We start from the raw sequence: 23,592 nt of genomic DNA on the forward strand, positions 1-23,592 counted from the left end.
CGTTTTGGTGGGAGCTGCACGTTTTTACTTGTTATTTTCATTGTTAATCCGAAGTTTTGTTCATGTTCCTTGTAGAAAACATGCCCATACCAGTCAATGGATGGGCGTAATTGATGAAGGAACTGCTTTAGTTGACCTTCTTTAGTCCAGCATTGATGTCTACGATATCTTGCTCGCTCAAAGTTCCTATCGCTTGTTTGAGCTGCACTTGCGATAAAATGTATTGGTAGCGTGCGTCAGACAGGTTTTTATTTGCTTGATAGACGTTCTGAGTGCTCTCTAGAACATCGACGATAGTGCGGGTGCCAACATTAAAGCCTTCTTGAGTGGCGGTAAGGGCTGATTCCGCGGAGATAACTGACTGTTTATAGGCTTGGATAGAACCGATGGAAGAACGAATATTATTATTAATGGCTCGAACATCTTTCTGTACTTCTCTGAACGTCGATTCCAAATCTTGGCTCGCAGAAACAAATTGATATTCAGCCTGCTTGACTTCAGATGTGATGCGTCCACCAGAGTACACTGGTAAATCGATCGAAATTCCTAGGTTAAATAGGTTTTCATCGTCATCCATTTGTGCACCCGTCACTGGGTCATTAGGTTCGTTATAGTTTTTTGTATAGCTATAGTTCGATGTCAGTGAAATAGTCGGTAGATGGCCAGATTGAGCGAGAGAGATCTGTTCCTTGGCAACATCTTTTTGAATGCGATTTGCCAAAAGATCTAAGTTCTCATTTGTCGCCTGTGCGACGAGCTGATCAGCGTTTTTACTTGGTAACGAAGTAGAGAATCGAGCAGTATCTAACACAGCCAAATTACTCGCTTGTTGTCCTGTAATGGCTCGCAACTCTTCATATTCGTTCTCGACATTGTTTTTGGCTTGGATTTCCTGAGCTAGAACACTGTCATATTGCGCTCGTGCATCTTGTACATCGGTGATTGGAGCAATACCAACATCAAAACGCTGTTCGGTTTGCATTAGTTGCTTTGCCACGGCCTGTTTCTCGGCTTGAATAAACCGCAGGTCATCTTCGGCACGCAATACATTAAAATACGCCTCGGCGACGTTATAGATGACTTGTTGCTGTGTAGACGCATAGCGTGCATCGGCTTCACGGGCACTTTTCTCCGAGATAGTGAGGGCTATCCAGCTGCTGCGATCATAAATGGATTGGGACAATCCTAAGCTCAGATCCGTGGTGCTTCCGTCGGTTGTGTGACGATCGCTATCTTGATACGCGTAGCCTGCTGTTAGGTCGATCTGAGGTAGTAGTGCACTTCGAGTAGAGTTAATAGCTTCAAAGGCAGAGTCTCTTTCTGCAGAAGCTTTAAGTAACTGAGGATCGTTTTGCTTAGCTAAGTCGTAGATTTCAGTCAAAGTATCCGCTTTTACCGAGCTAGCTATGGCTAATAAAATAAGCGGTGTAATTTTAAATGTGTTTTTCATTCTAATGCCGTAAAGGTAGTTAATATTGTTGTAATGACAGTGTTAGGCTGCGTTAGCCATCGGTATGTGACCCATTAGGTTCTTTAGCTTTGCTAACGTGGCGACTTCAATTTGACGAATTCGCTCAGCGGATAGTTGGTGCTTGTCTGCTAACTCTGAGAGTGTGGCTTTTTCGTTGGTTAGCCATCGATGAAAAATAATATCTTTGCTGCGCTCATCTAACTTTTGTATTGCAATCTTTAGCTCAGAAGATAGGTGGTTACTCCAATTTTCTTCTTCATGATTGTCTGCGAAATCGTCGCGATGCTCGCGAAAATAATTGTCTTCAGTATATGGGCAGTGAAATTCTTCATCATAATTATGACTTTCTAACTGTTTATCTTTATTAGATAGTCGTCCATCCATTACAAATACATCCCTCACTCGTACTTTTAGATTCTTCGCAATATCTTTCGCTTGTTCTTCACTTACCCAGCCAGAATCATTTTTGTGCTTTCTCAAGTTAAAAAATAATTTTCTCTGTTCTTTCGTTGTTGCAACTTTTACCATGCTCCAATTCTTGATTATGTATTCGTTAATTTCTGACTTTATCCAGTGAATAGCGAAAGAAACCAATCGAATTCCTCGAGTAGGGTTGAACTTCTTTATTGCTTTTATTAGTCCAACATTGCCGGCTTGAATAATGTCTAAAGTAGACATACCGTAGCCAACGAAATTTTTGGCAATGTAAGCAACATATCTTAAATGAGGCAGTATCAGCTCATTTAACGATTGTGAGCAATTTTCTGTAACTACTTTATTAGCTAGTGTTCTTTCTTTTTCTTCACTAAGTAATGGATACTTGCTAATAGAGCCTAAATAGTGCGAGAGACTATCTTTAGACTCTGCATTGGTGAAATATGATGAAGCTGACATTTCTTCTCCGATGTATTTGTTGAATTAGAATTTTCGAGAAGTTTATGTCATGAGTTACCACTTGTAATCATGGATAAATTAGACTCTGCTACATTTTATTTTTTACATATAAAACAATGGATTACTATGTGTTTTTATTGGGATTTTATCGCCTCTTTATGAGGTTTTATCTAGCTGATTTATGATTTTTATGAGGTTTAAAAAGCTATTATTTAACCTTTATTTTACGTTGATTTTTGTAGCGGAATTTTCAGTTAGAGTAGTTGTAAATCAACCAACAAGCTGGAATTAACATGAAAAGTCTAAAGCTAACTCTCCTTATCGGTTTAATTATTTCTCCTCAAGTATTTGCCGATAATCTAATCATCGATACAAAAGGTATTGACCAAGAGAAATACAGTGCAGATATGTATCAATGTCAACAATTAAGTGACCAAGTACAACAGCAAAATGTTGAAGGTACAGGACGCACTACGATTAAACATATGGGACGTGCTGCTGCCTTAGGTGCTGGTGCAGCCGCAATTGGTGGTGGTTCTGGTTCAGAAGGCGCAGGAATTGGCGCAGGAATTGGTTTAGTAACAGGTGTATTAGGCAGTTCTGCTGAAAAACAACAAGCTGAAGCGAATTACCAAAGTGAGAAAGATACCGTTATGCGCAATTGTATGAAAGAGCGTGGTTACACAATTCTTAACTAATCTCAGTTTTCAATATATTTGTGAGTACTAAATAACATACATGATCACGATATATTAACCATTATAAGAGTAATCAGAATGAAAAAGGCAGTATTGTCGACACTTCTTCTCGCCATTATTTCTTCACCGAGTTATGCGGATAGCACAATGCCAAATAATGAAGATATTTGGTTGCAATCGAGAGAGGATATTAAGCAGGCACGAAGAGAAGCGAGAAATGCAACACGAACTGGTGATGTTGTAGCAACTAAAGAGCTAACAGAACAGAAAAAGCTCGATAGGAAATGGCAACATGCGCTTCCATTTTACGCTCAGAATGCAATTGACCTGGGCTTTGATTTACCGTTGCCTTTTTCATTGTCGATTATTCCTACTTATACTGAGCAGAATATTGGCTTTAATAATCTAAATGTTAATGTAGGCAATGTGTCATTAGGTGATGTGGTTGATTTAAACCAAATCGACTTTGGCAATCCTGATGTCAAAACTGCGACATTGCAACTAAGAGCAGCCGCTTGGTTATTTCCATTCATGCAAGTAGGTGCCCATGTAGGGCGTTTTGATGGTAATACGGGCCTTAATGTAACAATACCTGGCTCGGTGTTCCCTGGTACGTTATCTGACAAGTTAGCGAATTCTAAAGTGACGTGTAACCGCTTCAATGACTACTGTGGTGACAAGTTATCGAATGCATTGAACAACCTACCCTCTCTATCTTTTTCTCCAGAATTTAAGGGTTGGAACTATGGAATATCGACGAACTTTGTTGCTGGTTTTGGAGAATACTTTGGTGTGTTACCAATCAGTTATACATGGTCTCAAACTGATGATGGTCGTACATCGAGTCAAACCATTGCTGTGAGCCCTCGTGTAGGACGGTCTTATCACATTGAAAACTGGGGTCTATTTAGTCCATACATTGGTGTTTCGTATATGAATAACACCGGTACAACAAGTGAAACAGATGCGTTAGATATCCAAGGCTTGAGTTACAGCATTGATCAGTACAATACGAATGATTGGTCAGGCATTGTTGGCTTTAACTGGAACTTAGCGAGAAGCTATGGTGTCTCCGCTGAGGCTAATATTGGTGAAGGTCGAAAAAGCGTAATGGCTATGTTGACCTATCGATGGTAGTGATTGTTCCAAATCCTCCGTAAATAGAAGGGCAGTGTGGTATTAACCACGCTGCCCTTTTTGACTTATACTGCGTCATTCTCGCTTAAGCTTGTTTCTACCTTTTTCTTGATATCGGAAAGGTCGCTATTGAAGAACAACACTTCAGATAGATTTAGAACTTGAATAGTTGAGGACTCTAGGACAGCGTGGTAATAGAACTCTTCAGCCGCGTCTCTATTGCCTGTTAGTTCTGAGGCTTTCGCATTTAAAATATAGAAAAACACAGTGCGCCGTTCATGAGGAATGGTTTGTAATATGGTCTTCGCTTGCAATGGTTCATCGTTGGTCAACGCCATCATAGCACTAGCTTCAAGAACTCTTGGCGTAGTTTGATTGGCGCTAGCAAACTGTTCAAACTTCAGCAAAGTCTCTGTGTTTAACTGCTCTAGATATTGTGCCATGTTGTGTGGCGGATCAAGGTACATTCTGGATACGTTAAAAATATAGCCGGTAGCGACAACGTAAGGGTTGTCTGGCGAAAGTTTTTTGGCCTCTTCAATGAGCTCAATGGCTCTGGTATGAGTATAGTCATGATAAGACGCGCCAATAGACGTCAAAGCTGACTCAATTGATGCAGCTTCGTTAGGAAGTTCATCGACCAAATCCGCGATTAGTGACTTTTCAATTTCGATATTAAATGAATCCAACAAATCGTCTAACGACTTTTTCAAAGACGGCTTCAGCATGTCTTCTGTAACTCGATATTTGCGATCAAGATGTTTATGGCCAGATATGCGATTCACGTATTCAATTTCAATGTAGTCTTGGTTATCGCGTTTGGATGCTGCAAATTTAAGTTCATTTGCCGCTACTTTAGATGCTGGACCGTCATAGATGACACGATAATCCTTATAGGTTTTAAGCAGTTCCAAAAGCTTTTTGGTAAACCCTACTTTCAGATCATCGCGTAGGACTCCATCTTCAAGAATGACGTGAATATAACGAGGTTCAAGAGATAGGTAACTTGGTGTGGCAATGGGCTCGATGACTTTTGCAGCGGCTCGATCATTTTGCTTTACGTGCAGATAGCTTGCACCCACACCTATGCCGATAACGAGTAATGCCGCGGTTGCAATCCAGCGCTTCCTAAAACCAGTTTTCTTTGTTGCAGTTTGCATGGCGGGGCGTTGACGTACTGGCTCAGCCGCTGAGGCTTCGACTTCCGTGCTTGCTCCTGCTTCAGGGAGAACAATATCGGTTGTTTCAGGTGCCGACTCGTCTCGCAAAACATCAATTTTTTCAGAGACAGAATCAGTGGTTTCGATGACAGGTTGAGGTGTTTCTATGACTTTTTCAACAGTCGCATCGAGCTTATATCCACGTTTTGGAACCGTGACAATGTAGCCATATGGGTGGTTGCCGTGCTGTTTGAGTATCTTCCTTAGCTCAAAAATAGCTTGAGTGATAACTTGGTCTGTTAGGATTGACCCGTTCCACACTTCGTTAATAAGTTCGTCTCTTGAGAACACGGTGTCGGGATTTTCACATAAGAAGTGAAAAAGCTTGGATAGCCTGTTATCAATGACGATATCTTCTCCATGTAAAACGAATTTGTCTTCGTATGGATAAAACACCCAATCATCTATTTTAAATTGTACTTTTTGATTTTTCATAGACCATTCATAACTTACTGTATCTAATAAAGAAGTATTGGATAGTATTGGTGAAAATACAAAAAAAACCTCGATACATTTTTGTAACGAGGCTTTCAGCGCTAAGAATTGACTATCGATTGTTCAAATAAGTTTGATAGTAGCTTTCTAAAACGGCATTGATTGCTGTTGAAATTGTCGCATAAGCCGACTGTGGCAAGTTAGCGAGAGAGACACGTAGTGACCATTCTGGAGCATCAAAACCACCACCAGGCATGACCACAATACTACTTTCTTCGGCTAGGCGAACTAGGAAGTCTAGCGGTTCATAGCCTTCTTGCATCCAGGCAAAGAAATCACTGCTGTACGCAGATGTTGCTAGGTCTTGGATATTAATCTCAACGTAATAGAAAGCGCCATTACTGTTGTCTTCAGCGATGGTTGGCTCAGTCAGCGATTTTTCCATGAGTGTGTGATAGCGAGCACGTACTATGCGTTTCGCGTTATCTTGGTACTCTTTACCACCTTCTAGAAGAGCAAGCAGAGAAAACAGTGCCATTTGGATTTGTTGTGGAGTAGACAGTCCAGCAGTGTGGTTTAGAGCAACTGCACGGCTATCAGCAACAAGTCGGTCGATGAACTTGATATTTGCAGGATCAAGACTGATACCACTATAGCGTTGAGTCAGTTCTTGACGTGTAGATTCTGGTAGATCCTGAATCATCTTATCAAGATTGTTGTCTTCATTTAGGGCAATAACGCCCAAACGCCAACCAGTTGCACCGAAGTATTTCGAGTATGAGTACACCAGAATAGTATTTTTGGGTGCTAACATTGCCAATGAGGTGAAGTTATCGGTGAACGTACCGTACACATCATCAGTCAGCACGATCAGCTCTGGGCGCTCATTGGCGATATCTGCAATTTTCTGCAGTGTTTCATCGCTCAGTTTAACTGAAGCTGGGTTACTTGGGTTAACGAGGAAGAAGGCTTTGATTTTAGGGTCACGAAGCTTTTCTAGTTCGCTATCTGGGATTTGCCATTGTGTCTCTTCTGACGCCATTATCTCTACTTTGTTTAAGCTGTAGTCTTCAAGCTCTGGCATTTCTAGATAAGGTGTAAACACTGGTGCACCAATGGCAATGTTATCTCCTTTATTTAGAAGACGGTTGGTTTTCAATGTGTTGAAGATATATACCATCGCAGCAGTGCCGCCTTCGACAGCAAACAAATCAAAGTGAGAGTCTGGTAAACCAGCTTTGCTGCCCATCTCTTGTTCAATGTATTTACGAGAAATGAACTCGCAGTTTTTAAGCATGCGATCAGGTACAGGGTAGTTATCGCCCAGAATGCCTTCTACCCATTCATAGATGAGCTCATCCGCATCAAGTTTGTGTTCAGTTGTTAAGAAGCTAAATGCATTTAGAAGAAAACGAACGCCTTCATTCTGTTCATGGTCTTCACAGAATGACAGAAAGCGCGTTGAGATATTGTCTTTTTCACTCATGCCGCCAAAACCAGGGTATTGAGAGTAGGTTGCTTTAGATTCTTGTAGAGCAAACATACCTAACTGGAAAAATGCGTCTCTTGGCACTGTCGCTACCCAGTTTGGGTTGCCTCGACCAGCATTTATCATAGCGTGATCTTTGTTTTCAGCAGCAAGCTTCATCAGTGTATCTTTTACTTCAAATGGGCTAAGCGTTTCTAGCTGTTTTTCGTCATTACGATTCATTTTCGATTCCAAATATTATTTTATAAGCGCAGTTATTACGCTAGGGATATATTAATTCTCTTACTTAGAACTTGTTTTATGATGAGTTCTAGAAGAAGTTTTGTGGCTGTGCTTTTTATCATGGTGATGTTTGTCATGATGACCATCTGAGTGGTGATTAACTAAATGTTTATGGCCTTCGTTTTTACCACCATGTTTTTGGTGAGGATGAGTTTTAACTTTATCTTCAAATTCCAAGTGGTCTTTATTGTGTTTGTGCTCTACATCACCATAGATTCTTTTCATCTTCTCTGAGGTGGTGTGTTTTGTATGTTGCATTTTTTCTGACATAGTCTTACTCCTAATTAAGTACCCGGATACTTTAATCTTTCCCCTTTGATAAAACATGAAATTACCATCATTGTTTTATATTTTATTCGTTCTCTGTTTATTGTAAGGTGTTGATTTTTAATGTTTATATTTTGTTTATTGAACATTATGCATTGATTATCCAAGAGTTATTAAATTCTCTTTCTATCACGGTAGATTAAATGTGTTCTCAACGTTAAACATTATTAAGTGAAGGTTATGTCTAAGAAAGCAATATCAATAGTCCTAGCTGTAGTAGTATTAATACTGCTATTTGTTTTCGGATTTAATAGTTTTAAAAATCATATGATCGCTAAAAAAATTAGCGAGTATAAAGCACCTGCTGTTTCTGTAACTGCTATTACATCTAAAAAAGATAGCTGGGAACAAAACATCCAAGCAGTAGGTCAAATTACATCTAAACAATCTACAGAAGTTACCAGTCAAATTTCCGGTCAGGTTAAAGCAATCAACTTTAATTCCGGTCAAACGGTAAATAAGGGTGATGTTATCGTTCAACTTGATGACTCATTACTACAAGCAAAATACCGTAGCCAACTTGCAAAGCAGAAATTGGCAAAGATCGAACTTCAACGTCAGGTGAAACTTCTTAAAACCAAAAGCACAGCAAAAAACTCGGTAGATAAAGCGCAAGCTCAATATGACGCAGAGTCGGCAGACCTTGCTTACATTAAGTCGCAAATTGACTTTATGAGCATCAAAGCCCCGTTTGCTGGCAAATTAGGTATTCGCACCATCGATCTTGGTGATTACATCAATCCAGGTGCACTTATTGTTGAGTTAGAAAGTATTAACGACAACTTCATCGATATCTCAGTTTCAGAAGACTTTCAGCCACAGCTTGCATTAGGACAAAAGGTGACTTTTACCAATGATGCCTATGGAGACAAAACATTCTCTGCGATTGTTTCTGCTATCCAGCCATCATCAGATGAGCAGTCACACAACATCAGTGTGCGTGCAGAAGTAGAAGGCGATGGAAACCAACTTGTGAGTGGCATGTACATCAACGCAAAAATAACGTTAGGCAGTGAAGTTGCGATTGTTCCCGTACCAAAAGTTGCTATCTCTTACTCTCTTTATGGCGACAGCGTCTTTGTCGTGAAAAATGAAAATGGTCAACAAGTTGTCGAGCAGAAGTTAGTCGAAATTGGCCCTCGCAAAGATGACTTAGTCGGTATTGTGTCAGGCTTAGAGCGAGGCGAAATCGTTGTGACTTCCAACCAACAACAACTTAAGAAAGGAACCGTGGTTAAGATCAATAACTCAACTCCGTTTCCTAAAACATTTAAGTAATAAATAGGCAAAATTATGAATTTTACCGACATATTTATAAAGAGACCTGTTCTAGCAACAGTGTTGAGCTTGGTGTTATTGGTGCTGGGGCTCAAAGCTTTTTCGGAGCTTCAGGTTCGTCAATACCCAGAAATTGAAACGGGTGTGATTACGGTTACGACGACCTATCCAGGCGCAAGTTCGACCAGTGTCCAGGGTTATGTTACCCAACCTCTGCAGGCGCAAATCGCGCAAGCTGAGGGAATTGACTACATGACATCAGAAAGTAGCTTAGGTAAGTCTTTAATTACGGTGAATCTGAAACTGGATTATCCAACGGATAAAGCACTAACCGAAATCTTGTCGCTGGTTCAACAAGTGAAATATCGCTTACCAGCAGGTACGCAGGATCCGAGCATCTTGAAATCGACATCACAGTCGCCAATCCTTTATGTTTCGTTTTCAAGTGACCGCCTGGCAACACAACAGATTTCTGACTATGTGAGTCGCGTGGTTAAGCCAACATTCTCAACTGTAGATGGCGTATCAAAGATCGACCTACTAGGACAGAGTGACTTTGCAATGCGTATTTGGTTGAACCCAACCAAAATGGCGGCATTTGGTCTAACGGCTGCCGATGTACAGGCTGCAATTCAGGGCAGTAACTCTGTGAGTGCTGCGGGTAAATTGAAAGCGGACTATATCGAGATTGATATTAATGCACACACCGATGCATCATCCGTTGATGAATTTAAAAACATGGTGCTTAAAGCTGCGAATGGTCAATTAATTCACCTAGAAGACGTAGCAACGGTAGAGCTTGGTGCGAACACTTACGACTCGCGCGTACTGTTTAACGGTACAAGCTCGATCACAACAGCAATCAGCAATACCTCGACATCAAACCCGCTAACGGTTGTTAAAGGGCTGTACGACGTTCTTCCAGCGATTAAAGACAGCTTGCCGCTAGGTATGAAAGCGGAAGTGGTTTATGACTCAACGAAATTTATCGATAGCTCGATTGAAGAAGTAACCAAGACTCTTGTAGAGGCTGCGGTGATCGTAATTATCGTCATCTTAGCGTTCTTGGGCTCAATGCGTGCCATGGTCATTCCTTTGGTTACTATTCCATTGTCACTCATCGGTTCGTTGTTCTTGATGATGTCTATGGGCTTTAGTATCAACCTGTTGACGCTACTGGCAATGGTATTGGCTATCTCCCTAGTTGTTGACGATGCCATCGTTGTTGTAGAAAACACCTTCCGTCACCTTGAGGAAGGGGCAACACCAGTACAAGCGGCGATTGAAAGTGCACGAGAGATCGCTGGTCCTGTCATCGCTATGACGATTACGTTGGCTGCCGTATATGCTCCGATCGGCTTTATGGGTGGTCTAACGGGGAAACTGTTTACAGAGTTTGCGTTTACTCTTGCTGGTTCTGTATTGATCTCTGGATTTATCGCACTAACTCTCACACCAATGATGACTTCTAAAATGCTCAACAAGCAGATTCTAGAAGGCGCAATGGTTAAGAAAATTGATAATGTTATTTCTGGTGTTACACATCATTATGAAAACATCCTAACGACCGTACTCAACAACCGTCTGTTGGTGTGGCCATTAGTTCTGACTTTCCTTGTGTCGTTGGTGTTCATGTTTACTCACACTGCGAGTGAATTGGCTCCGCAAGAAGACCAAGGTGTTGTAATCATGATGGGTCAAGGCCCATCGCAAGCTAATACCGACTACCTTGGCAATTTCACTCAAGCGTTGGATAAAACGATCAGCAGTTATCCTGAAACTGAAATGTCGATGATGGTAAATGGTTACCAAAAAGACAATAAGTTCTTCGGATTAGGTGTACTTAAAGATTGGGATTCTCGTGAAGCGTCAGTGAAAGACATCATGACAAGATTCCAGAACGACATAGTCAATTTCCCAGGATTGCAGGTGTTTACTATTTCACCTCCAGATCTACCTGGTACATCGCAAGGTCTGCCGTTCCAAATGGTATTGAAAACGCCGACGGGAAGCTATGAGGAGCTCTACCAGTACGCAGAAAAAATGAAAGAGTATGCGGTCAATAGTGGCAAGTTTATCTATGTTCAGAATGACTTAGAGTTCAATAAGCCTCAGGTAGAAATTACCATTAATCGTGACAAAGCAGCATTGATGAATGTGAACGCGCAAGAAATTGGTAATGTGTTAACTCGCTACGTGAGTGAAGGCTTTATTAACTATTTCGCATTAGATGAGCGCAGCTATCAGGTAATCACTCAAGTAGAACGCTCTGACCGTAGTTCTTGGAATGATATCGACCAATATTACGTGCGCTCAAATAACGGCACTATGGTTCCGCTATCAGCGCTTATTGATATCAAGCAAAGTGTGCAGCCATCAGCCGTGGATCAGTTCCAGCAATTGAACAGCGCGACTATCGAAGCGAAGATGATGCCAGGCGTTAGTATTGGTGAAGCTTATGAAGTGATGCAGGAAGGTGCAAAACAAATTCTTCCAACGTCGTACGCAACAGACTCATCTGGTCAATTACGTCAGTACGTCCAAGAAGGAGCTTCCTTGGTTTCAACCTTTGCTCTTGCGCTTATTATCATTTATTTGGTGCTAGCGGCTCAGTTTGAAAGTTTCAAAGATCCATTGATCGTATTGACCAGTGTTCCGTTGTCGATATTCGGAGCCATGATTCCTTTGTACTTGGGTATCGATACGCTCAATATCTACACTGAGGTTGGCCTTGTAACGCTTATCGGTCTGATCAGTAAGCACGGTATTTTGATCGTGGAGTTTGCGAACCAAATCCAGCCGGAATTCGCAGGCGATAAGATTGCCGCAGTGAAGAAAGCAGCAGCGGAACGTTTACGTCCAGTATTGATGACAACAGCAGCAATGGTAATTGGTGTCGTACCACTACTGACAGCAGCTGGTGCTGGCGCGCAAAGCCGCTTCTCTATCGGTCTAGTAATTACTGTGGGCATGACAGTAGGTACTCTGTTTACCTTATTTGTCGTCCCTACGGTTTATACATTCCTGGCTGATGACCACTCAGGTGAATCTACTGAGGATACCAACACTAAGCTTGTAGAAGAGCAACAATAGTGAAGAAAACCAATCAAAAAGCACCAAGGATGGTGCTTTCTTTTTTTGCAGCCTCTTGCTTTTTATTTGTGATGCCGTTGAGTCAGAGCTACGCCAATACAGGGCGAGGTGAACAAAGTTCAATAGTCTCTCTGTCTAAACCAGTATTTGTTGAAAATACTCGGAAAGCAGAAGCTCAATTGGCTGAGTTTGATAGAAAAATCGATGCCAATCAACAGCTTCAGAAGGAGTGTGTTAACAACTGTGCTGTGCTTGAGAGGGAAGAAGCAAGGCTGAAAAAAGAAAAAAAGGCATTTATAGAAACCAATCGATTACCACTGGTTTCAATATTAGGAGGCCCTGGCTATATGCCGGAAACAGGGCTTATGCTCGCGTTAGGAGGGCTCTATTCTTTTAGCACCGACCGCGACAGTGACAACTTACAACGTTCTAGTGTCAGTCTCGTGGCAATTGGTAACGAGATGGAGTCTGGTATCGGCTTTGGTTTACGTTCGAAACAGAATTTGTTTTTCCAGAATAACGATATTCGTTATGTAGGTAGTCTGAGCTTTGGCAATCAAAGCCAGTTCTACTGGGGAACAGGCTATGACAAGGGAAAGGTAGTCGATGCAAGTGATGATATGTCGTTGGACTACAAGTTTGTTAACTACGATGCCAATCTGACCTTTAGAACAAATCAACATTGGTACGTAGGTCCTGTTCTTCGCGTTCGCTACTACGATCCTAGCAATGATGATTTACCCACGAGTGCCTTAAACGATGACAACTTCCAAACTTATCGTGATAAGCCATTTTCAATCGGTGCAGGTTTTACAGTGCAATACGATACTCGCGATGTAACGGTTAATGCCTGGCAAGGGAGTTTCCTTGGAATTGAGTTTGTCGATTACAACTCATTCATTGGCAGTGACAACGACTACTCAAAAGCGTCTGTGGATTATCGATACTACTACGCCCTGTCAAAAGGCAAGGTGTTAGCGTTATTCAATAAGCTCCAATGGAGTCAAGGTGATGTTCCATTTTACGACATGCCGACCTTGGGCGGGCAAGACTCTATGCGAGGCATCTATCAAGGTCGCTATCGCGACAACATTGCCATCGAAAACACATTGGAATATCGATGGACCCTGAGAGACGGTCAAGACCACTTGACTAAGCACGGTGTGACATTTTGGGCTGGAGTAGGTTCCGTCGATAGTTCATTGGATGAGCTGTACTCGAACTTTCTCTATAGCTACGGCGTCGGCTATCGGTATGAAATTCAACCGCGAATGAACGTTCGCGTGGATTTGGGGATAGGAAGTAATAACGACAAAGGTTTTTATCTCACCTTTACCGAGGCGTTCTAATACGCCTCAAATATACATTACACAATCAATTAGAGAAAACAAATGAAGACTAAATTATTATTAATCAGTACGTTAACGTCTATTTTTATGATGGGCTGTACTAGCACTCAAGAATTTCTAAATGAAAACCAATCTATGGCAACGGAAGCGGCAATGAATCGTGCGAAGTTTGAACTAAGCTGCCAAACTGTGCAAACAACAGTACTAAACAAAAAAACGATCGATCTTTATCGTTATGAAGTACCTCAGTATCAAGTTGGAGTGTCCGGCTGTGGTAAAAAAGTGGTGTATTTAGTCAACTGTAATCCCGACAGCGGATGTATGGTGTATGACAACAAGAACGCTCCAATATCAGAAAGCAAATCTCAATAACCTCAATTTAGGCATGCAAATATAGGTACGTTTGTATGCCTCTTTCTGGCACCTCACTAATAAGTTCCTATTTTCTCAAAGTGTTCCATCACTTCTTCAAGCTAATAACCCTTCGAGCTAACACACTCCAAGACAATACTCTTTGACACAATTGATATCGCTTTTTCACCACTATAACCGAGTTGGGCCTTTGCTTGTTGACTGGTTGGCAATGGATGAATTGAACGATGAACTACTGACGAAGCTTTTCATTCGTGGAGGATAGAAAGCGGAAATGAGGAAACAGGTAGGAAAGATAAAAAAATCCCCGATATTGAATCAATATCGGGGACAAAAATTAGTATAGCGTTACTTTCGCTGTGTATTCAGTACGTTCTGATTGGTTTACAGGGTGTTGATAGTAGTCAACAGTGAAGTAAATCGGTTTATCTTGGTTGATACGCTCCGCGATTTTCTTCTCTAGATCTTGAACAGAATCAAAGTCGTAAACGTGGAAAGAATAACCCGGCTTAAGGTCCATTTCTTTAGCTTCTTCTTGAGTGATGTAAGTTTGGCGATAGATAGAATCTAAGTAAGTATCAAACTGTGTAGTAACACTATCGTCAGTCACTAAAACATAGTCGAATTCGTTAGCGCGAATTGTGTCAGTTTGAAGTGAGCTCATTGCTGCATCAACGCTTAGTTGGTTCTGCTCTTGAGAGCCGTCACTGGCAACAATTGATGGATTAAAGTCATCTGCCATTACCGATGCAGAAGCTAGAACACAAAGAGGAAGTACATATTTCAACATTTTAAATACCTTATTAATTGACGCCTAAATGGCGTTGGTTGAGCTTATATATGCCTGATGATTTAATCAGGCCAGATTTCGATGTTAATTTTAACTGCTACATAAAATGATGAAATAATAAGGCTCTAATTGTATGGTAAATAATAAATATTCTTAGTTCTGTATTTTTGTTTTAGATTTATCTATTCAAAGGTGGTTTTATATCTAAACTTGCGGTTTTTAATTGTTTTCGGGTTAGGGTTATTACTATGAATGGTTTTTAGGTTTTTAGGTTTTTGTTTATTAAGGATTTTATTTTTATTTTATACGCCATCATTGGTTTTATTCAGGTTTTTTATATCAATAAATAATAGAGAATTTAACATTAATAGAAGTATGCTGATTAGTTTATTCACTTTTTAATTTTGCTAATCATAATTGTTAGCGAAATTCACTTGAACATATTTATTGTTCTTAAAGCAAGATTGACTAATAAGGTCTGGAGAAAGAAATGAAAGCTAAAATACTACTACTATCTATTATTACGGTTCTATCTGGGTGTGCAGGTTCACTACCAGATAAAGAAGAAATGGTGACGTTAAATGATGGACGTACATACGAAGAACAAAAATATAACTCCCATGAAGATGGATATGTTTGGCACTCGAGCGACCTTAAAAAAGACGAATATCAGAATATTATCGTTCACGATGTTAATGTACACGTTAGTAAAACGATAGACCGTTTGCTAACAGACCAAACAGTAGAGAACTTTAAGCAAGAACTTAAAGGCACTTTGTCTGAAAGAGCTCGAAACTGTTCCCAACAGATGCGGCGAGCCAACACCAAGCTATTGTTGACGTCAACATCATTAAAGTTGAAGACATCGGTGAAGATGTAAAAGCACGAGAAATTATCCCAATTGGTGCAATCGTTGCCTTAGCAAAAGAGGCGGCTGGTACTCGTGATCGTTCAGTAAGATTACTTGTGGATGTTGATATTAAAGATAAAGATGACGGCCACTTACTTGCTCGTCGTATTTTTGTCGTAAACAACAATGGCGTACTTGAGAATGATAAGTCGAAGATCACACAAAAAATCTTAGATGCGAACGTGAATCGAATTACTGAGCAAAGCGTCGACTTCATTCTTCACGCTATGTACATGTAAGGGTTGAGTTATGAAGTTATCTGTTCGACATTCTCAAATCCTAGCGCTACTTGTGGCCTTCGGGCCTATGCATGCTTTGGCGCAAGAAAACGATGCCAGTTTCGACACACGCTTTGATAATTGTTTGTTGCGTGAGATTCACATGGATGTTGAACATGATAACCTCGATGAGATCAAGGCACAGTGCTTGAATGAAGTGCAAGCGTCGACAGAACATGTCTCTCCAACTCGACACTCATTAGAAAAAGAGACGGAGAATAACCCGTTTGTCATTACTCCCTATAGGCAAAACTACATTTTGCCTATTACCGAAATGAGCCAGGTAAATACGGCGCCTTACACATCAGACATTTTTGAAGGAAAGTCTGATGAACTTAAAGATGAGGAAATCAAGTTCCAGATCAGTTTTAAAATGCCTCTTGTCGAAGATGGTATTTTTAACGAAGAAGATCAGATTTACTTTGGTTTTACGTTAAAGTCATTTTGGCAGGCATATTCTTCGGAGATATCAGCACCTTTCCGTGAAACTAACTATCGACCAGAGATTTTCTATGAATCTCCTTTGCCAATAGATAGTTCGGAAGGTGTGTGGTTTACACGAGTTGGTTTTGAACATGAATCTAATGGACGAACTCAAGAGTTGAGTCGCAGTTGGAATCGAATTTATGGTGGTATTGGATATGCTGAAGATGACCTCATGGTTTATTTGGAGCCTTGGTACCGCATCCCTGACAGTGATGATGATAACCCCGATATAGAAGACTACATGGGACACTTTGAACTAACCGCTGCTTATAAATACCAAGCAGTAGAGTTCAGTGGAGTAGCTCGTTATAACTTCCGTACCGGTTATGGTGGCTTTGAGGCAGGTATGAGCTTCCCTCTTATAGGGAGAGTTCGTGGTTATGTTCAATATTACCAAGGGTATGGTGAAAGTTTGATCGATTACAATTACAACAACAAGCGTATTGGCGTCGGGGTTCTACTAACAGATATTCTCTAAGCGATACGTCAGGATTTTTCGGGGTCCGCTTTGTGCGTCATTTTCGTGCCGTGTAAGGCGGATTTTTTTGAATTATCCTAAATAGTATCCAATACTTCTTTATAAGTTACAGTTACTTAATACTAACCTATGAAGAACCAGAAGATACAATTTACTATTGATGATTGGGTTTTTATTCCAAGTGAAGACAAATTTATCTTGGATGACGAAGAGTTTATTATCGATCATCGACTATCTAGATTGTTCCATTTTCTGTGTGATAATCCCTATACCGTCTTTTCTAGAGATGAATTAATAAATGAAGTCTGGAATGGCTCGATCTTAACTGATCAAGTCATTACTCAGGCGATATTTGAGTTAAGAAAAATTCTCAAACAGCACGGTAGTCATCCATTTGGGTATATTGTTACTGTTCCTAAAAGAGGTTACAAGTTAGATGCGGATGTTGAAAGAAAAGTCGAAACCCCCGCACCAGTCGATGGCGGGAGGGTAGGTGCCGGAGCACCAAGTAAGTCAGAGAATCCCCTATACAAAGATAAGACAATATCATCACAAGCAGGTAAAACGAGTGATACTGATAATGCTCGTTCATTAAGACCTATGCGACTTAGTGGGACACAAAAGCCCACCTATTTAAAGCACTGGGCCATAGCGTCTGTTCTGTTGCTTTGCCTAGTTCCAGGAATAATATATCTGGTATTCATCAATGGTGTGGAAAAAGAGGCGCATCCAGCTTCAACGATAGCACCTAGTTATTTGTCTTTTGAACCTCGATATATTTATGTAAAAGCTAACGAGGAGTTCCTAAGCGACCACCTTAAAGTGGGGATGGCTCGTAAGTTGTTGGATTATTTAAAGATCTATCGAGATTATAGGATCATCTATGATGGGCCTGCTGCAAAAGTCGCGGCCAACGAGTTGCGTTTTTCGTCGATTGAACGAGGTGGTCATCAATATCTAGAAATTGAGTACTTTAATCGAGTATCGGGTGATAAACACCTAGATCGACGGTACAAGATTTCACAAGGGCATGTGAAAGCCGCAATAAAAAAATCGCTGACTGACCTACTTGAGTCTTTCAATATCTCGGTCGGAAAATCTCAGGTCGCCAGTCTGGTGGATGAGTTGCCTGATGATGAGAATGCAGTTTCTTCTATATTGGAGTCATTAGGTGCAGCTTTTCAGGTGAATCATGAGGAAAAAGCATTACAACTGATAGAGTTAGCGGCCCAACAAGCACCCGAAAATCAATACACCATCGCAACGGCTTATATGTTTATTCTATCGAAGATGTATATCAAACCTGATGGCAATAACATCAATCAAATAGAACAGCTTAATCAGAAAATGCAGCAGTCCATCAACCAGTTTTCTCAGGATCAGCAGCTTACACCTAGGTTATTGGAAGCGATGTCTATGATGGAGATGAGTAAAGATGAGCCATACAAAGCGAAGCAGTATCTTACAGCCATCCCTTACGACAGGCGTAGTATCATGTTTTACATAATTAGTGCCAAGGTAGCGGAATCAACAGGGAATACATCTGCGGCGGAAGAGTTTTACTATCATGCGATCTTGGAAGCATCGACGGTACAGGTATTAAACTTGTCCGAAACGCTATTCTTTTATAGTGATCTATCTGATATTAGAGACAAGATTACCAATAATGTTACTGGTACTACTGAAACGTGGTAGCCAAACTGGCTGACACGTTTCAGTACAGGATAGTTGCGCAATTAGTGTTTAATCCAACCTTGTGCTTCTTGATTGTTAGTAAAGTACTTCACCTCTGAACTGGTTGCGAATGACGCCAATGTAGCCGCTATTTCAAGCCATTTTTGATCGCCAAATAATGCGATTTTGTTTATGTCGTTACGGTGCTTAATACTCAGCTTAATATCTTCCACAAATGCTTCATATTCCCAACCAGAGAAAGCAGTAGCATCAACAAGAAGGTTAATCTTCTTGTCCTCATTTTCCTTAATACTAGTTTCAATCAAATTGGCTACTTGAGTAACCACTTCCTTTGTTAATTTTCCAGTTGGCTTCAGCTTTAACATCAAAGAATCATGGTTTGCTTCTACATTGATGGTTACATTTGCTGGTTTCTGATTACACATTATGACTTTCTCTATAATAGTTAGTTTGATTTGCGTAAGTAACTTATCTAAATATGAAACATATAAAGGTGTTGCGTTGATAACCTACTTACAGAGCGAGGAAGATATTACTTTTTGGGAAATTGCTATACATAATATGACAATAAAGAAACGATAACTGTTTGTGAATTTTAATTAATCACCAGTAATTTTTATTGCAAAGTCAAGTTTGAAAATATACAAAACACTATCATAAGTCATTGTTTTTAATGTGTTATATTTACTTTATCTCAAGATTATGAACTCATTATTATATTGATTTATCACATCAATAGTATTCGCGCCGATTTAAGTCTACATAAAAACTACTATATATCGGAGAAATGATGTCTCATTCAAATGCTGCTATTTCGTTCAACAATAGCCAAAACCTTTCTTACTATATGCAATATGTCAATTCGCACTCAATATTAAAAGAGTGTGAAGAGCGACAATTAGCTAACGACCTATACTACAACAATAATGAAGATGTAATATCAAAATTAGTATTGCCTCATCTGCGATACGTTGTTTACATCGCCAAGGGGTTCGCCGGGTATGGTCTACCGTTAGTCGATATGATTCAGTCTGGTAATATCGGTTTGCTTAAGGCAGTTAAGAAATTTAACCCAGAACTGGGCTTCAGGTTGGTATCCTTTGCTGTTCATTGGATAAAATCAGAAATTACCGACTTTATTATAAAAAACTGGAGCATTGTAAAAATCGCCACAACGAAGTCACAGCGAAAACTATTTTTTAATCTGAAAAAATACAAGCAATCTCAAGAGTGGATGAGTGAGAGTGAGGCTGAAAATTTAGCCAGTAAGTTGAAAGTCAGCAAGAAAGATGTGCTGTCTATGGATGGGCGACTATCTGCAAGAGATTCCTATATTGACCCGAAAATAGGTGAAGATGAAGACCAAGTCATATCGACTGGTGAAGTGTTTGCCGAGCCACAACTCGATGTGGCGATTGAATATGAAACTCAAGATTGGGATAGGCACATTAACGATGAATTGAATGCAGGTTTGGCTAAATTAGATGCTCGAAGCCGAGATATTATCGTAAGTCGTTGGCTGTTATCAGAAAAAGTAACATTGAACGAACTTGCTGAGAGGCATAGGGTTTCAGCAGAGAGAGTCAGGCAAATTGAATTGATGACACTTGAGAGGCTTAAAGATTTGTTGACGCACATTCAGCCATAGAGTCCACAATAACCGACCGCGATTACCAGCGGTCGGTTTTTTTATGATTAGATGTTCACAGCGGGTATAAAAAAACCAAAGCGAACTGGCTTTGGTTTTCTCTGGTAGTGTTGAGTGATTAGAAGTGGAATTCAACTAAAAGGTTTACGCTATCTTTGACAATCGCAGTGTCATACTTAGTGTACTCCAAAGCAACTCGAGCTGGGCCTAAAGAAACGCCTGCACCAATACCACCGAATACGTCTGTAGATGTATTGATGCTGTTAGAGAATCTACCCATACCAAGACGACCATACACATCGAAAATTGCAATTGGTAACGTGACCTTACCACTTGCTAGCCATGCATTTGAGTAGATAGACGAGTTGTCAATTGGGGAGTTCGTATCAACAAAATCCGCGTATGCTAATTCGGCAGAGAAGAGTTTTGCAAAATTGTAGCCGCCGTAAATAGTGTAGCCATTATTAGAACCAGATACGTTAATGTCATCGTAACTAGAGTATAAGTAACCAGCACCAATATAAGGTTCTGCAGAAGAAACCGATGCTAGTGGTAATAATAGCAAAGGCAAAGTACGTAGAAATGTCTTGTTCATTATTAAGTTCTCTATTTGTTAATGTTTAAATTTAGCGACTAGAATTAGAAGCTATAAGTAACGCCTAATGCAGCGCCAATATCCAAATCTAAGCCATGATTCATATTTAATTCGGGATGGATCTGTGCATAAAGTTTCCAATCTTTTGCAAAGTTTAAATTCATGCCAATAGGAATACGAACGCCAAAATCATTATTCCAGTCGTAGTACGCACCGCCAGCCACATACCAACTCAAAGGAGCTTCTGCAGCTAGGTTTCCCTTTAAAAATGAATAATCTAGAGCTAATCCATCATCGCCTGCGATGAACTTTATTTGCTGATTAAAGTCAACGACTACGCTTAGACCTTGGTCAAATGCCATACCGATCCCCACTTTTTTTCCAGTATTGGCATAGCTCATCATTGGTGTAAGAAGAAGTAATGTTAATGCTGTCTTTTTCACTTTTAATACCTAAATCAATTATCGACAATTCATAGGTAGGGTCACCCAATATTGGAATTCAAGAAAAATAAGAAATATTTTCATATTTTATTTTCATTATCTTTAAGGACGGTTGGATATGGTTTTTAAATCAGAGAGTTATAGAAAGAAAAAACCGCTATTTTTGTTAGTGGTTTTATTGAGGAATAACTCGCATAAAAAAGCCCCTTACAAAAGTAAGGGGCTTAATTGATTATCGAGGGTGGTAATTGTTCATGACTGCTACCTATTAGTAGAATAACACCATAAACATACCCATTAAGGTCAATAGGGTATTGGATACCGCATAAGGTACAGTGTAACCAAGCATAGGGATGTTGCTTTTCGCTTTCTCACCTACCATAGCGACTGAAGCAGTACTCGTACGTGCGCCACCACAAACACCTAGGTTTATAGCTGGGTGGAATTTAAAGATATACTTACCAATAAGTGGAGCTAATAGCATTGGAATAGCCGTTGCTGCCGCACCGATTAAGAACAGTTCTGGACCTACGTTTTCAAGACCAGCCACAAAGCCAGGACCTGCAGAAATACCTACGATAGCAATAAAGACGTTAAGACCGACGGAGTTCATAAACCACTGTGTTGGCTCTGGGAGTCGAGCAAATGTTGGGTGAATTGAGCGTAACCAACCTAATACCAAACCACCGATTAGAACACCACCAGATACAGAAAGAGTAACGGGTGCGCCATCGATATTAACAGCTAGTGCGCCTAGTAAACCGAATACTACGATAAAGAGACCAACCCAAACCATATCCGTTTCAGTTGTCGTTCTATCGACATGGCCTACTTCTTTTTCCAGACGAGATGTATGCGTTTTAGTACCAGTAATACTTAGTACGTCACCACGATGAATTTCAGTTTGTGCTAGTAGGGGTACTTCTTGACTTGCTGCACCACGACTGATTTTGTTTAGGAACACGCCACGAGTGTAATCTTCATCTGCTAGTGAGACCAATGTGCGGTTTGCGAACTTTTTGTTGGTAACAACTAGGTCTACGGTTTCTAATGGCAGGTTATCAAGCTCCTCGTCCGCTACTTCGGTTAAGTACTGTTGAGCGTGCACGAGTGCGTCGGTATGACCTGTTAATGCAATAATGTCTTTTGCCGCTAGCGCCATAGTTGGCTCGACATCCACTACTTCACCATTGCGTTTCAACTTCTCAATGAATAGCCGTTCTGCGTGGTGTTGAGATTCGAATTCAGCCACTGTCATACCGTTGATATCGTCAGAGATCTCATAAGTACGAGATTCAGAGCGATGCCAAACACGTGAAATACCATCTTCTGGTGTACCAGCAGACATCTCTTTTTCGTAGTCTTTACAAGCTTCTTCAAGGTTTACGCCGATGAGAGTAGGGCCAACATAAGCTAGGATCATACCAGTACCAATAGTACCGAACAGATAACAGATAGCGTAAGCCACCGGAATTTGGTCAAGTAGCTCCTTAGTATTACTCACACCTGATGAGTTGATTGCGTCGGTTGCGAGGCCGATAGAAGCTGAGATGGTTTGTGCTCCAGCCCACAGACCAGCAGCAAGGCCAACATCATAGCCGGCAATCTTTGCGCCAGCATAAGTGACTGCGAAACATAAAACGGAAATGACGACTGCGAATATCGCTTGTGGCGCACCGTTTTTGGCAACACCTCGAACAAATTGTGGACCAACACCATAACCTACAGCGAATAGGAACATCGTGAAGAACATTGACTTAACTTGTGAAGAGATCGAGATATCAAGCTGACCGATGATAACACCCGCGATTAGCGTGCCTGTTACCGCCCCCAAGCTGAAGTGACCGAATTTGATCGCCCCTAACCAGTAACCCAAGCCAAGAGTTATAAATATGGCGAGTGCTTGGTGTTCACGGAACACTTTTACCACCCACATAGGCTCTGCTTTTGCTGGAGCTTTGATGCTTGTAGTTGAATGTTGAACAGCAGCATGGTCTGTAGTTTGTTCTTGAGCTTGAACATTATTGAACATGTCAAAGCCAGATACGCCGCTATTTGTATCTGTAGTGATATTTCCTGCCAGCATAAATACTGCCAACATACTTAGAAAAATATGCTTAATATATTTAGAAGGAGATAGCCTCATTAGAGTTGCCATTTTAACCTCTGATTACTTAGATTCCTAAATGCAAACCAAAGAACTCCAGAGCCCGGAACAAGAACC

Annotated in this window: 21 protein-coding genes; 11 read left to right on the forward strand and 10 right to left on the reverse strand. The window is 40.6% G+C overall.

Going from position 1 to position 23,592, the window contains the following annotated elements; genetic code table 11:
• Positions 1-127: 127 nt before the first annotated feature.
• Together tolC and AWH66_RS08315 are read right to left on the reverse strand one after the other, a co-directional pair.
• Positions 128-1,450: an outer membrane channel protein TolC gene (tolC, locus tag AWH66_RS08310; RefSeq protein ID WP_063604657.1), complete on the reverse strand. Its 1,323-nt coding sequence runs from the start codon at positions 1,448-1,450 to the stop codon at positions 128-130.
• 42 nt (positions 1,451-1,492) lie between these two features.
• Complete coding sequence (locus AWH66_RS08315; RefSeq protein ID WP_063604658.1) at positions 1,493-2,365, reverse strand: RNA polymerase factor sigma-32; 873 nt, start codon at positions 2,363-2,365, stop codon at positions 1,493-1,495.
• 293 nt (positions 2,366-2,658) lie between these two features.
• Here AWH66_RS08315 and AWH66_RS08320 point away from each other — a divergent pair, with 293 nt between their 5' ends.
• A complete protein-coding gene (locus AWH66_RS08320; protein WP_006070228.1) occupies positions 2,659-3,063 on the forward strand; it encodes a hypothetical protein in 405 nt (134 codons plus the stop codon).
• 78 nt (positions 3,064-3,141) lie between these two features.
• Entirely contained in the window at positions 3,142-4,200 is a 1,059-nt protein-coding gene (locus AWH66_RS08325) for a hypothetical protein (RefSeq protein ID WP_063604659.1), read from the forward strand.
• A gap of 65 nt (positions 4,201-4,265) precedes the next feature.
• On the opposite strand, the gene AWH66_RS08330 is transcribed toward AWH66_RS08325, so the two are convergent.
• The 3 genes from AWH66_RS08330 to AWH66_RS08340 form a co-directional block, all read right to left on the reverse strand.
• Complete coding sequence (locus AWH66_RS08330; protein WP_006070226.1) at positions 4,266-5,855, reverse strand: winged helix-turn-helix domain-containing protein; 1,590 nt, start codon at positions 5,853-5,855, stop codon at positions 4,266-4,268.
• Positions 5,856-5,967: 112 nt separating this feature from the next.
• Complete coding sequence (locus AWH66_RS08335) at positions 5,968-7,566, reverse strand: bifunctional aspartate transaminase/aspartate 4-decarboxylase (RefSeq protein WP_063604660.1); 1,599 nt, start codon at positions 7,564-7,566, stop codon at positions 5,968-5,970.
• A gap of 60 nt (positions 7,567-7,626) precedes the next feature.
• Positions 7,627-7,896, reverse strand: a complete 270-nt coding sequence (locus AWH66_RS08340) for a hypothetical protein (protein ID WP_006070224.1) — start codon at positions 7,894-7,896, stop codon at positions 7,627-7,629.
• A gap of 237 nt (positions 7,897-8,133) precedes the next feature.
• On the opposite strand from AWH66_RS08340, the gene AWH66_RS08345 reads away from it, so the two are divergent.
• The 4 genes from AWH66_RS08345 to AWH66_RS08360 are packed head-to-tail and all read left to right on the forward strand — an operon-like array spanning position 8,134 to position 14,045.
• Positions 8,134-9,231, forward strand: a complete 1,098-nt coding sequence (locus AWH66_RS08345) for an efflux RND transporter periplasmic adaptor subunit (protein WP_038221943.1) — start codon at positions 8,134-8,136, stop codon at positions 9,229-9,231.
• Positions 9,232-9,246: 15 nt separating this feature from the next.
• Entirely contained in the window at positions 9,247-12,324 is a 3,078-nt protein-coding gene (locus tag AWH66_RS08350; RefSeq protein WP_063604661.1) for an efflux RND transporter permease subunit, read from the forward strand.
• Positions 12,324-13,673, forward strand: a complete 1,350-nt coding sequence (locus tag AWH66_RS08355; RefSeq protein ID WP_206360044.1) for a BamA/TamA family outer membrane protein — start codon at positions 12,324-12,326, stop codon at positions 13,671-13,673. Before AWH66_RS08350 ends, AWH66_RS08355 begins: the two co-directional genes overlap by 1 nt.
• Positions 13,674-13,715: 42 nt before the next feature.
• The gene (locus tag AWH66_RS08360; RefSeq protein WP_006070220.1) at positions 13,716-14,045 is read left to right on the forward strand and encodes a hypothetical protein; all 330 of its coding nucleotides are present in this window, start codon (positions 13,716-13,718) and stop codon (positions 14,043-14,045) included.
• Between the two features lie 337 nt (positions 14,046-14,382).
• Here the strand turns inward: AWH66_RS08360 and AWH66_RS08365 are convergent, their stop codons facing one another.
• Positions 14,383-14,835 (reverse strand): DUF2536 family protein, encoded by a 453-nt coding sequence (locus tag AWH66_RS08365; protein WP_006070219.1) that lies wholly within the window; start codon positions 14,833-14,835, stop codon positions 14,383-14,385.
• A 490-nt stretch (positions 14,836-15,325) separates the two neighbouring features.
• On the opposite strand from AWH66_RS08365, the gene AWH66_RS08370 reads away from it, so the two are divergent.
• The 4 genes from AWH66_RS08370 (at position 15,326) to AWH66_RS08385 (ending at position 18,682) form a co-directional block, all read left to right on the forward strand.
• A complete protein-coding gene (locus AWH66_RS08370) occupies positions 15,326-15,715 on the forward strand; it encodes a DUF3313 family protein (RefSeq protein WP_063604662.1) in 390 nt (129 codons plus the stop codon).
• Between the two features lie 86 nt (positions 15,716-15,801).
• Positions 15,802-15,984, forward strand: coding sequence for a hypothetical protein (locus AWH66_RS08375; RefSeq protein WP_063604663.1), 183 nt, complete (start codon positions 15,802-15,804; stop codon positions 15,982-15,984).
• 10 nt (positions 15,985-15,994) lie between these two features.
• Positions 15,995-16,987 carry a phospholipase A gene (locus tag AWH66_RS08380; protein ID WP_063604664.1) on the forward strand — a complete coding sequence of 331 codons (993 nt, stop codon included), beginning with the start codon at positions 15,995-15,997 and terminating at the stop codon, positions 16,985-16,987.
• 129 nt (positions 16,988-17,116) lie between these two features.
• Positions 17,117-18,682, forward strand: a complete 1,566-nt coding sequence (locus AWH66_RS08385) for a winged helix-turn-helix domain-containing protein (RefSeq protein WP_063604665.1) — start codon at positions 17,117-17,119, stop codon at positions 18,680-18,682.
• Positions 18,683-18,723: 41 nt separating this feature from the next.
• Here the strand turns inward: AWH66_RS08385 and AWH66_RS08390 are convergent, their stop codons facing one another.
• Entirely contained in the window at positions 18,724-19,107 is a 384-nt protein-coding gene (locus AWH66_RS08390; protein ID WP_006070215.1) for a SpoIIAA family protein, read from the reverse strand.
• Positions 19,108-19,469: 362 nt separating this feature from the next.
• Here AWH66_RS08390 and AWH66_RS08395 point away from each other — a divergent pair, with 362 nt between their 5' ends.
• Positions 19,470-20,330, forward strand: coding sequence for an RNA polymerase factor sigma-32 (locus AWH66_RS08395; protein WP_240495603.1), 861 nt, complete (start codon positions 19,470-19,472; stop codon positions 20,328-20,330).
• A 118-nt stretch (positions 20,331-20,448) separates the two neighbouring features.
• Here AWH66_RS08395 and AWH66_RS08400 read toward each other — a convergent pair whose 3' ends face one another.
• The 3 genes from AWH66_RS08400 to aspT all read right to left on the reverse strand — a co-directional run bounded on the left by AWH66_RS08400 (position 20,449) and on the right by aspT (position 23,526).
• The gene (locus tag AWH66_RS08400; protein ID WP_006070213.1) at positions 20,449-20,925 is read right to left on the reverse strand and encodes an outer membrane beta-barrel protein; all 477 of its coding nucleotides are present in this window, start codon (positions 20,923-20,925) and stop codon (positions 20,449-20,451) included.
• 44 nt (positions 20,926-20,969) lie between these two features.
• Complete coding sequence (locus tag AWH66_RS08405; protein WP_006070212.1) at positions 20,970-21,368, reverse strand: hypothetical protein; 399 nt, start codon at positions 21,366-21,368, stop codon at positions 20,970-20,972.
• A 268-nt stretch (positions 21,369-21,636) separates the two neighbouring features.
• Positions 21,637-23,526 carry an aspartate-alanine antiporter gene (gene aspT, locus AWH66_RS08410; protein WP_083399979.1) on the reverse strand — a complete coding sequence of 630 codons (1,890 nt, stop codon included), beginning with the start codon at positions 23,524-23,526 and terminating at the stop codon, positions 21,637-21,639.
• Between the last annotated feature and the right edge of the window lie 66 nt (positions 23,527-23,592).

Origin of the sequence: Vibrio barjaei, from assembly GCF_001639065.2 — a bacterium.
Taxonomy (GTDB): Bacteria; Pseudomonadota; Gammaproteobacteria; order Enterobacterales; family Vibrionaceae; genus Vibrio; species Vibrio barjaei.

Excerpts from the sequence above, each read along its gene's own strand:
- AWH66_RS08315 (WP_063604658.1), bottom strand. The coding sequence starts at position 2,365 with ATGTCAGCTTCATCATATTTCACCAATGCAGAGTCTAAAGATAGTCTC.
- AWH66_RS08360 (WP_006070220.1), top strand. The coding sequence starts at position 13,716 with ATGAAGACTAAATTATTATTAATCAGTACGTTAACGTCTATTTTTATG.
- AWH66_RS08320 (WP_006070228.1), top strand. The coding sequence starts at position 2,659 with ATGAAAAGTCTAAAGCTAACTCTCCTTATCGGTTTAATTATTTCTCCT.
- AWH66_RS08370 (WP_063604662.1), top strand. The coding sequence starts at position 15,326 with ATGAAAGCTAAAATACTACTACTATCTATTATTACGGTTCTATCTGGG.
- AWH66_RS08365 (WP_006070219.1), bottom strand. The coding sequence starts at position 14,835 with ATGTTGAAATATGTACTTCCTCTTTGTGTTCTAGCTTCTGCATCGGTA.
- aspT (WP_083399979.1), bottom strand. The coding sequence starts at position 23,526 with ATGGCAACTCTAATGAGGCTATCTCCTTCTAAATATATTAAGCATATT.
- AWH66_RS08380 (WP_063604664.1), top strand. The coding sequence starts at position 15,995 with ATGAAGTTATCTGTTCGACATTCTCAAATCCTAGCGCTACTTGTGGCC.
- AWH66_RS08385 (WP_063604665.1), top strand. The coding sequence starts at position 17,117 with ATGAAGAACCAGAAGATACAATTTACTATTGATGATTGGGTTTTTATT.
- AWH66_RS08335 (WP_063604660.1), bottom strand. The coding sequence starts at position 7,566 with ATGAATCGTAATGACGAAAAACAGCTAGAAACGCTTAGCCCATTTGAA.
- AWH66_RS08400 (WP_006070213.1), bottom strand. The coding sequence starts at position 20,925 with ATGAACAAGACATTTCTACGTACTTTGCCTTTGCTATTATTACCACTA.
- AWH66_RS08390 (WP_006070215.1), bottom strand. The coding sequence starts at position 19,107 with ATGTGTAATCAGAAACCAGCAAATGTAACCATCAATGTAGAAGCAAAC.
- AWH66_RS08340 (WP_006070224.1), bottom strand. The coding sequence starts at position 7,896 with ATGTCAGAAAAAATGCAACATACAAAACACACCACCTCAGAGAAGATG.
- AWH66_RS08325 (WP_063604659.1), top strand. The coding sequence starts at position 3,142 with ATGAAAAAGGCAGTATTGTCGACACTTCTTCTCGCCATTATTTCTTCA.
- AWH66_RS08395 (WP_240495603.1), top strand. The coding sequence starts at position 19,470 with ATGATGTCTCATTCAAATGCTGCTATTTCGTTCAACAATAGCCAAAAC.
- AWH66_RS08330 (WP_006070226.1), bottom strand. The coding sequence starts at position 5,855 with ATGAAAAATCAAAAAGTACAATTTAAAATAGATGATTGGGTGTTTTAT.
- AWH66_RS08345 (WP_038221943.1), top strand. The coding sequence starts at position 8,134 with ATGTCTAAGAAAGCAATATCAATAGTCCTAGCTGTAGTAGTATTAATA.
- tolC (WP_063604657.1), bottom strand. The coding sequence starts at position 1,450 with ATGAAAAACACATTTAAAATTACACCGCTTATTTTATTAGCCATAGCT.
- AWH66_RS08350 (WP_063604661.1), top strand. The coding sequence starts at position 9,247 with ATGAATTTTACCGACATATTTATAAAGAGACCTGTTCTAGCAACAGTG.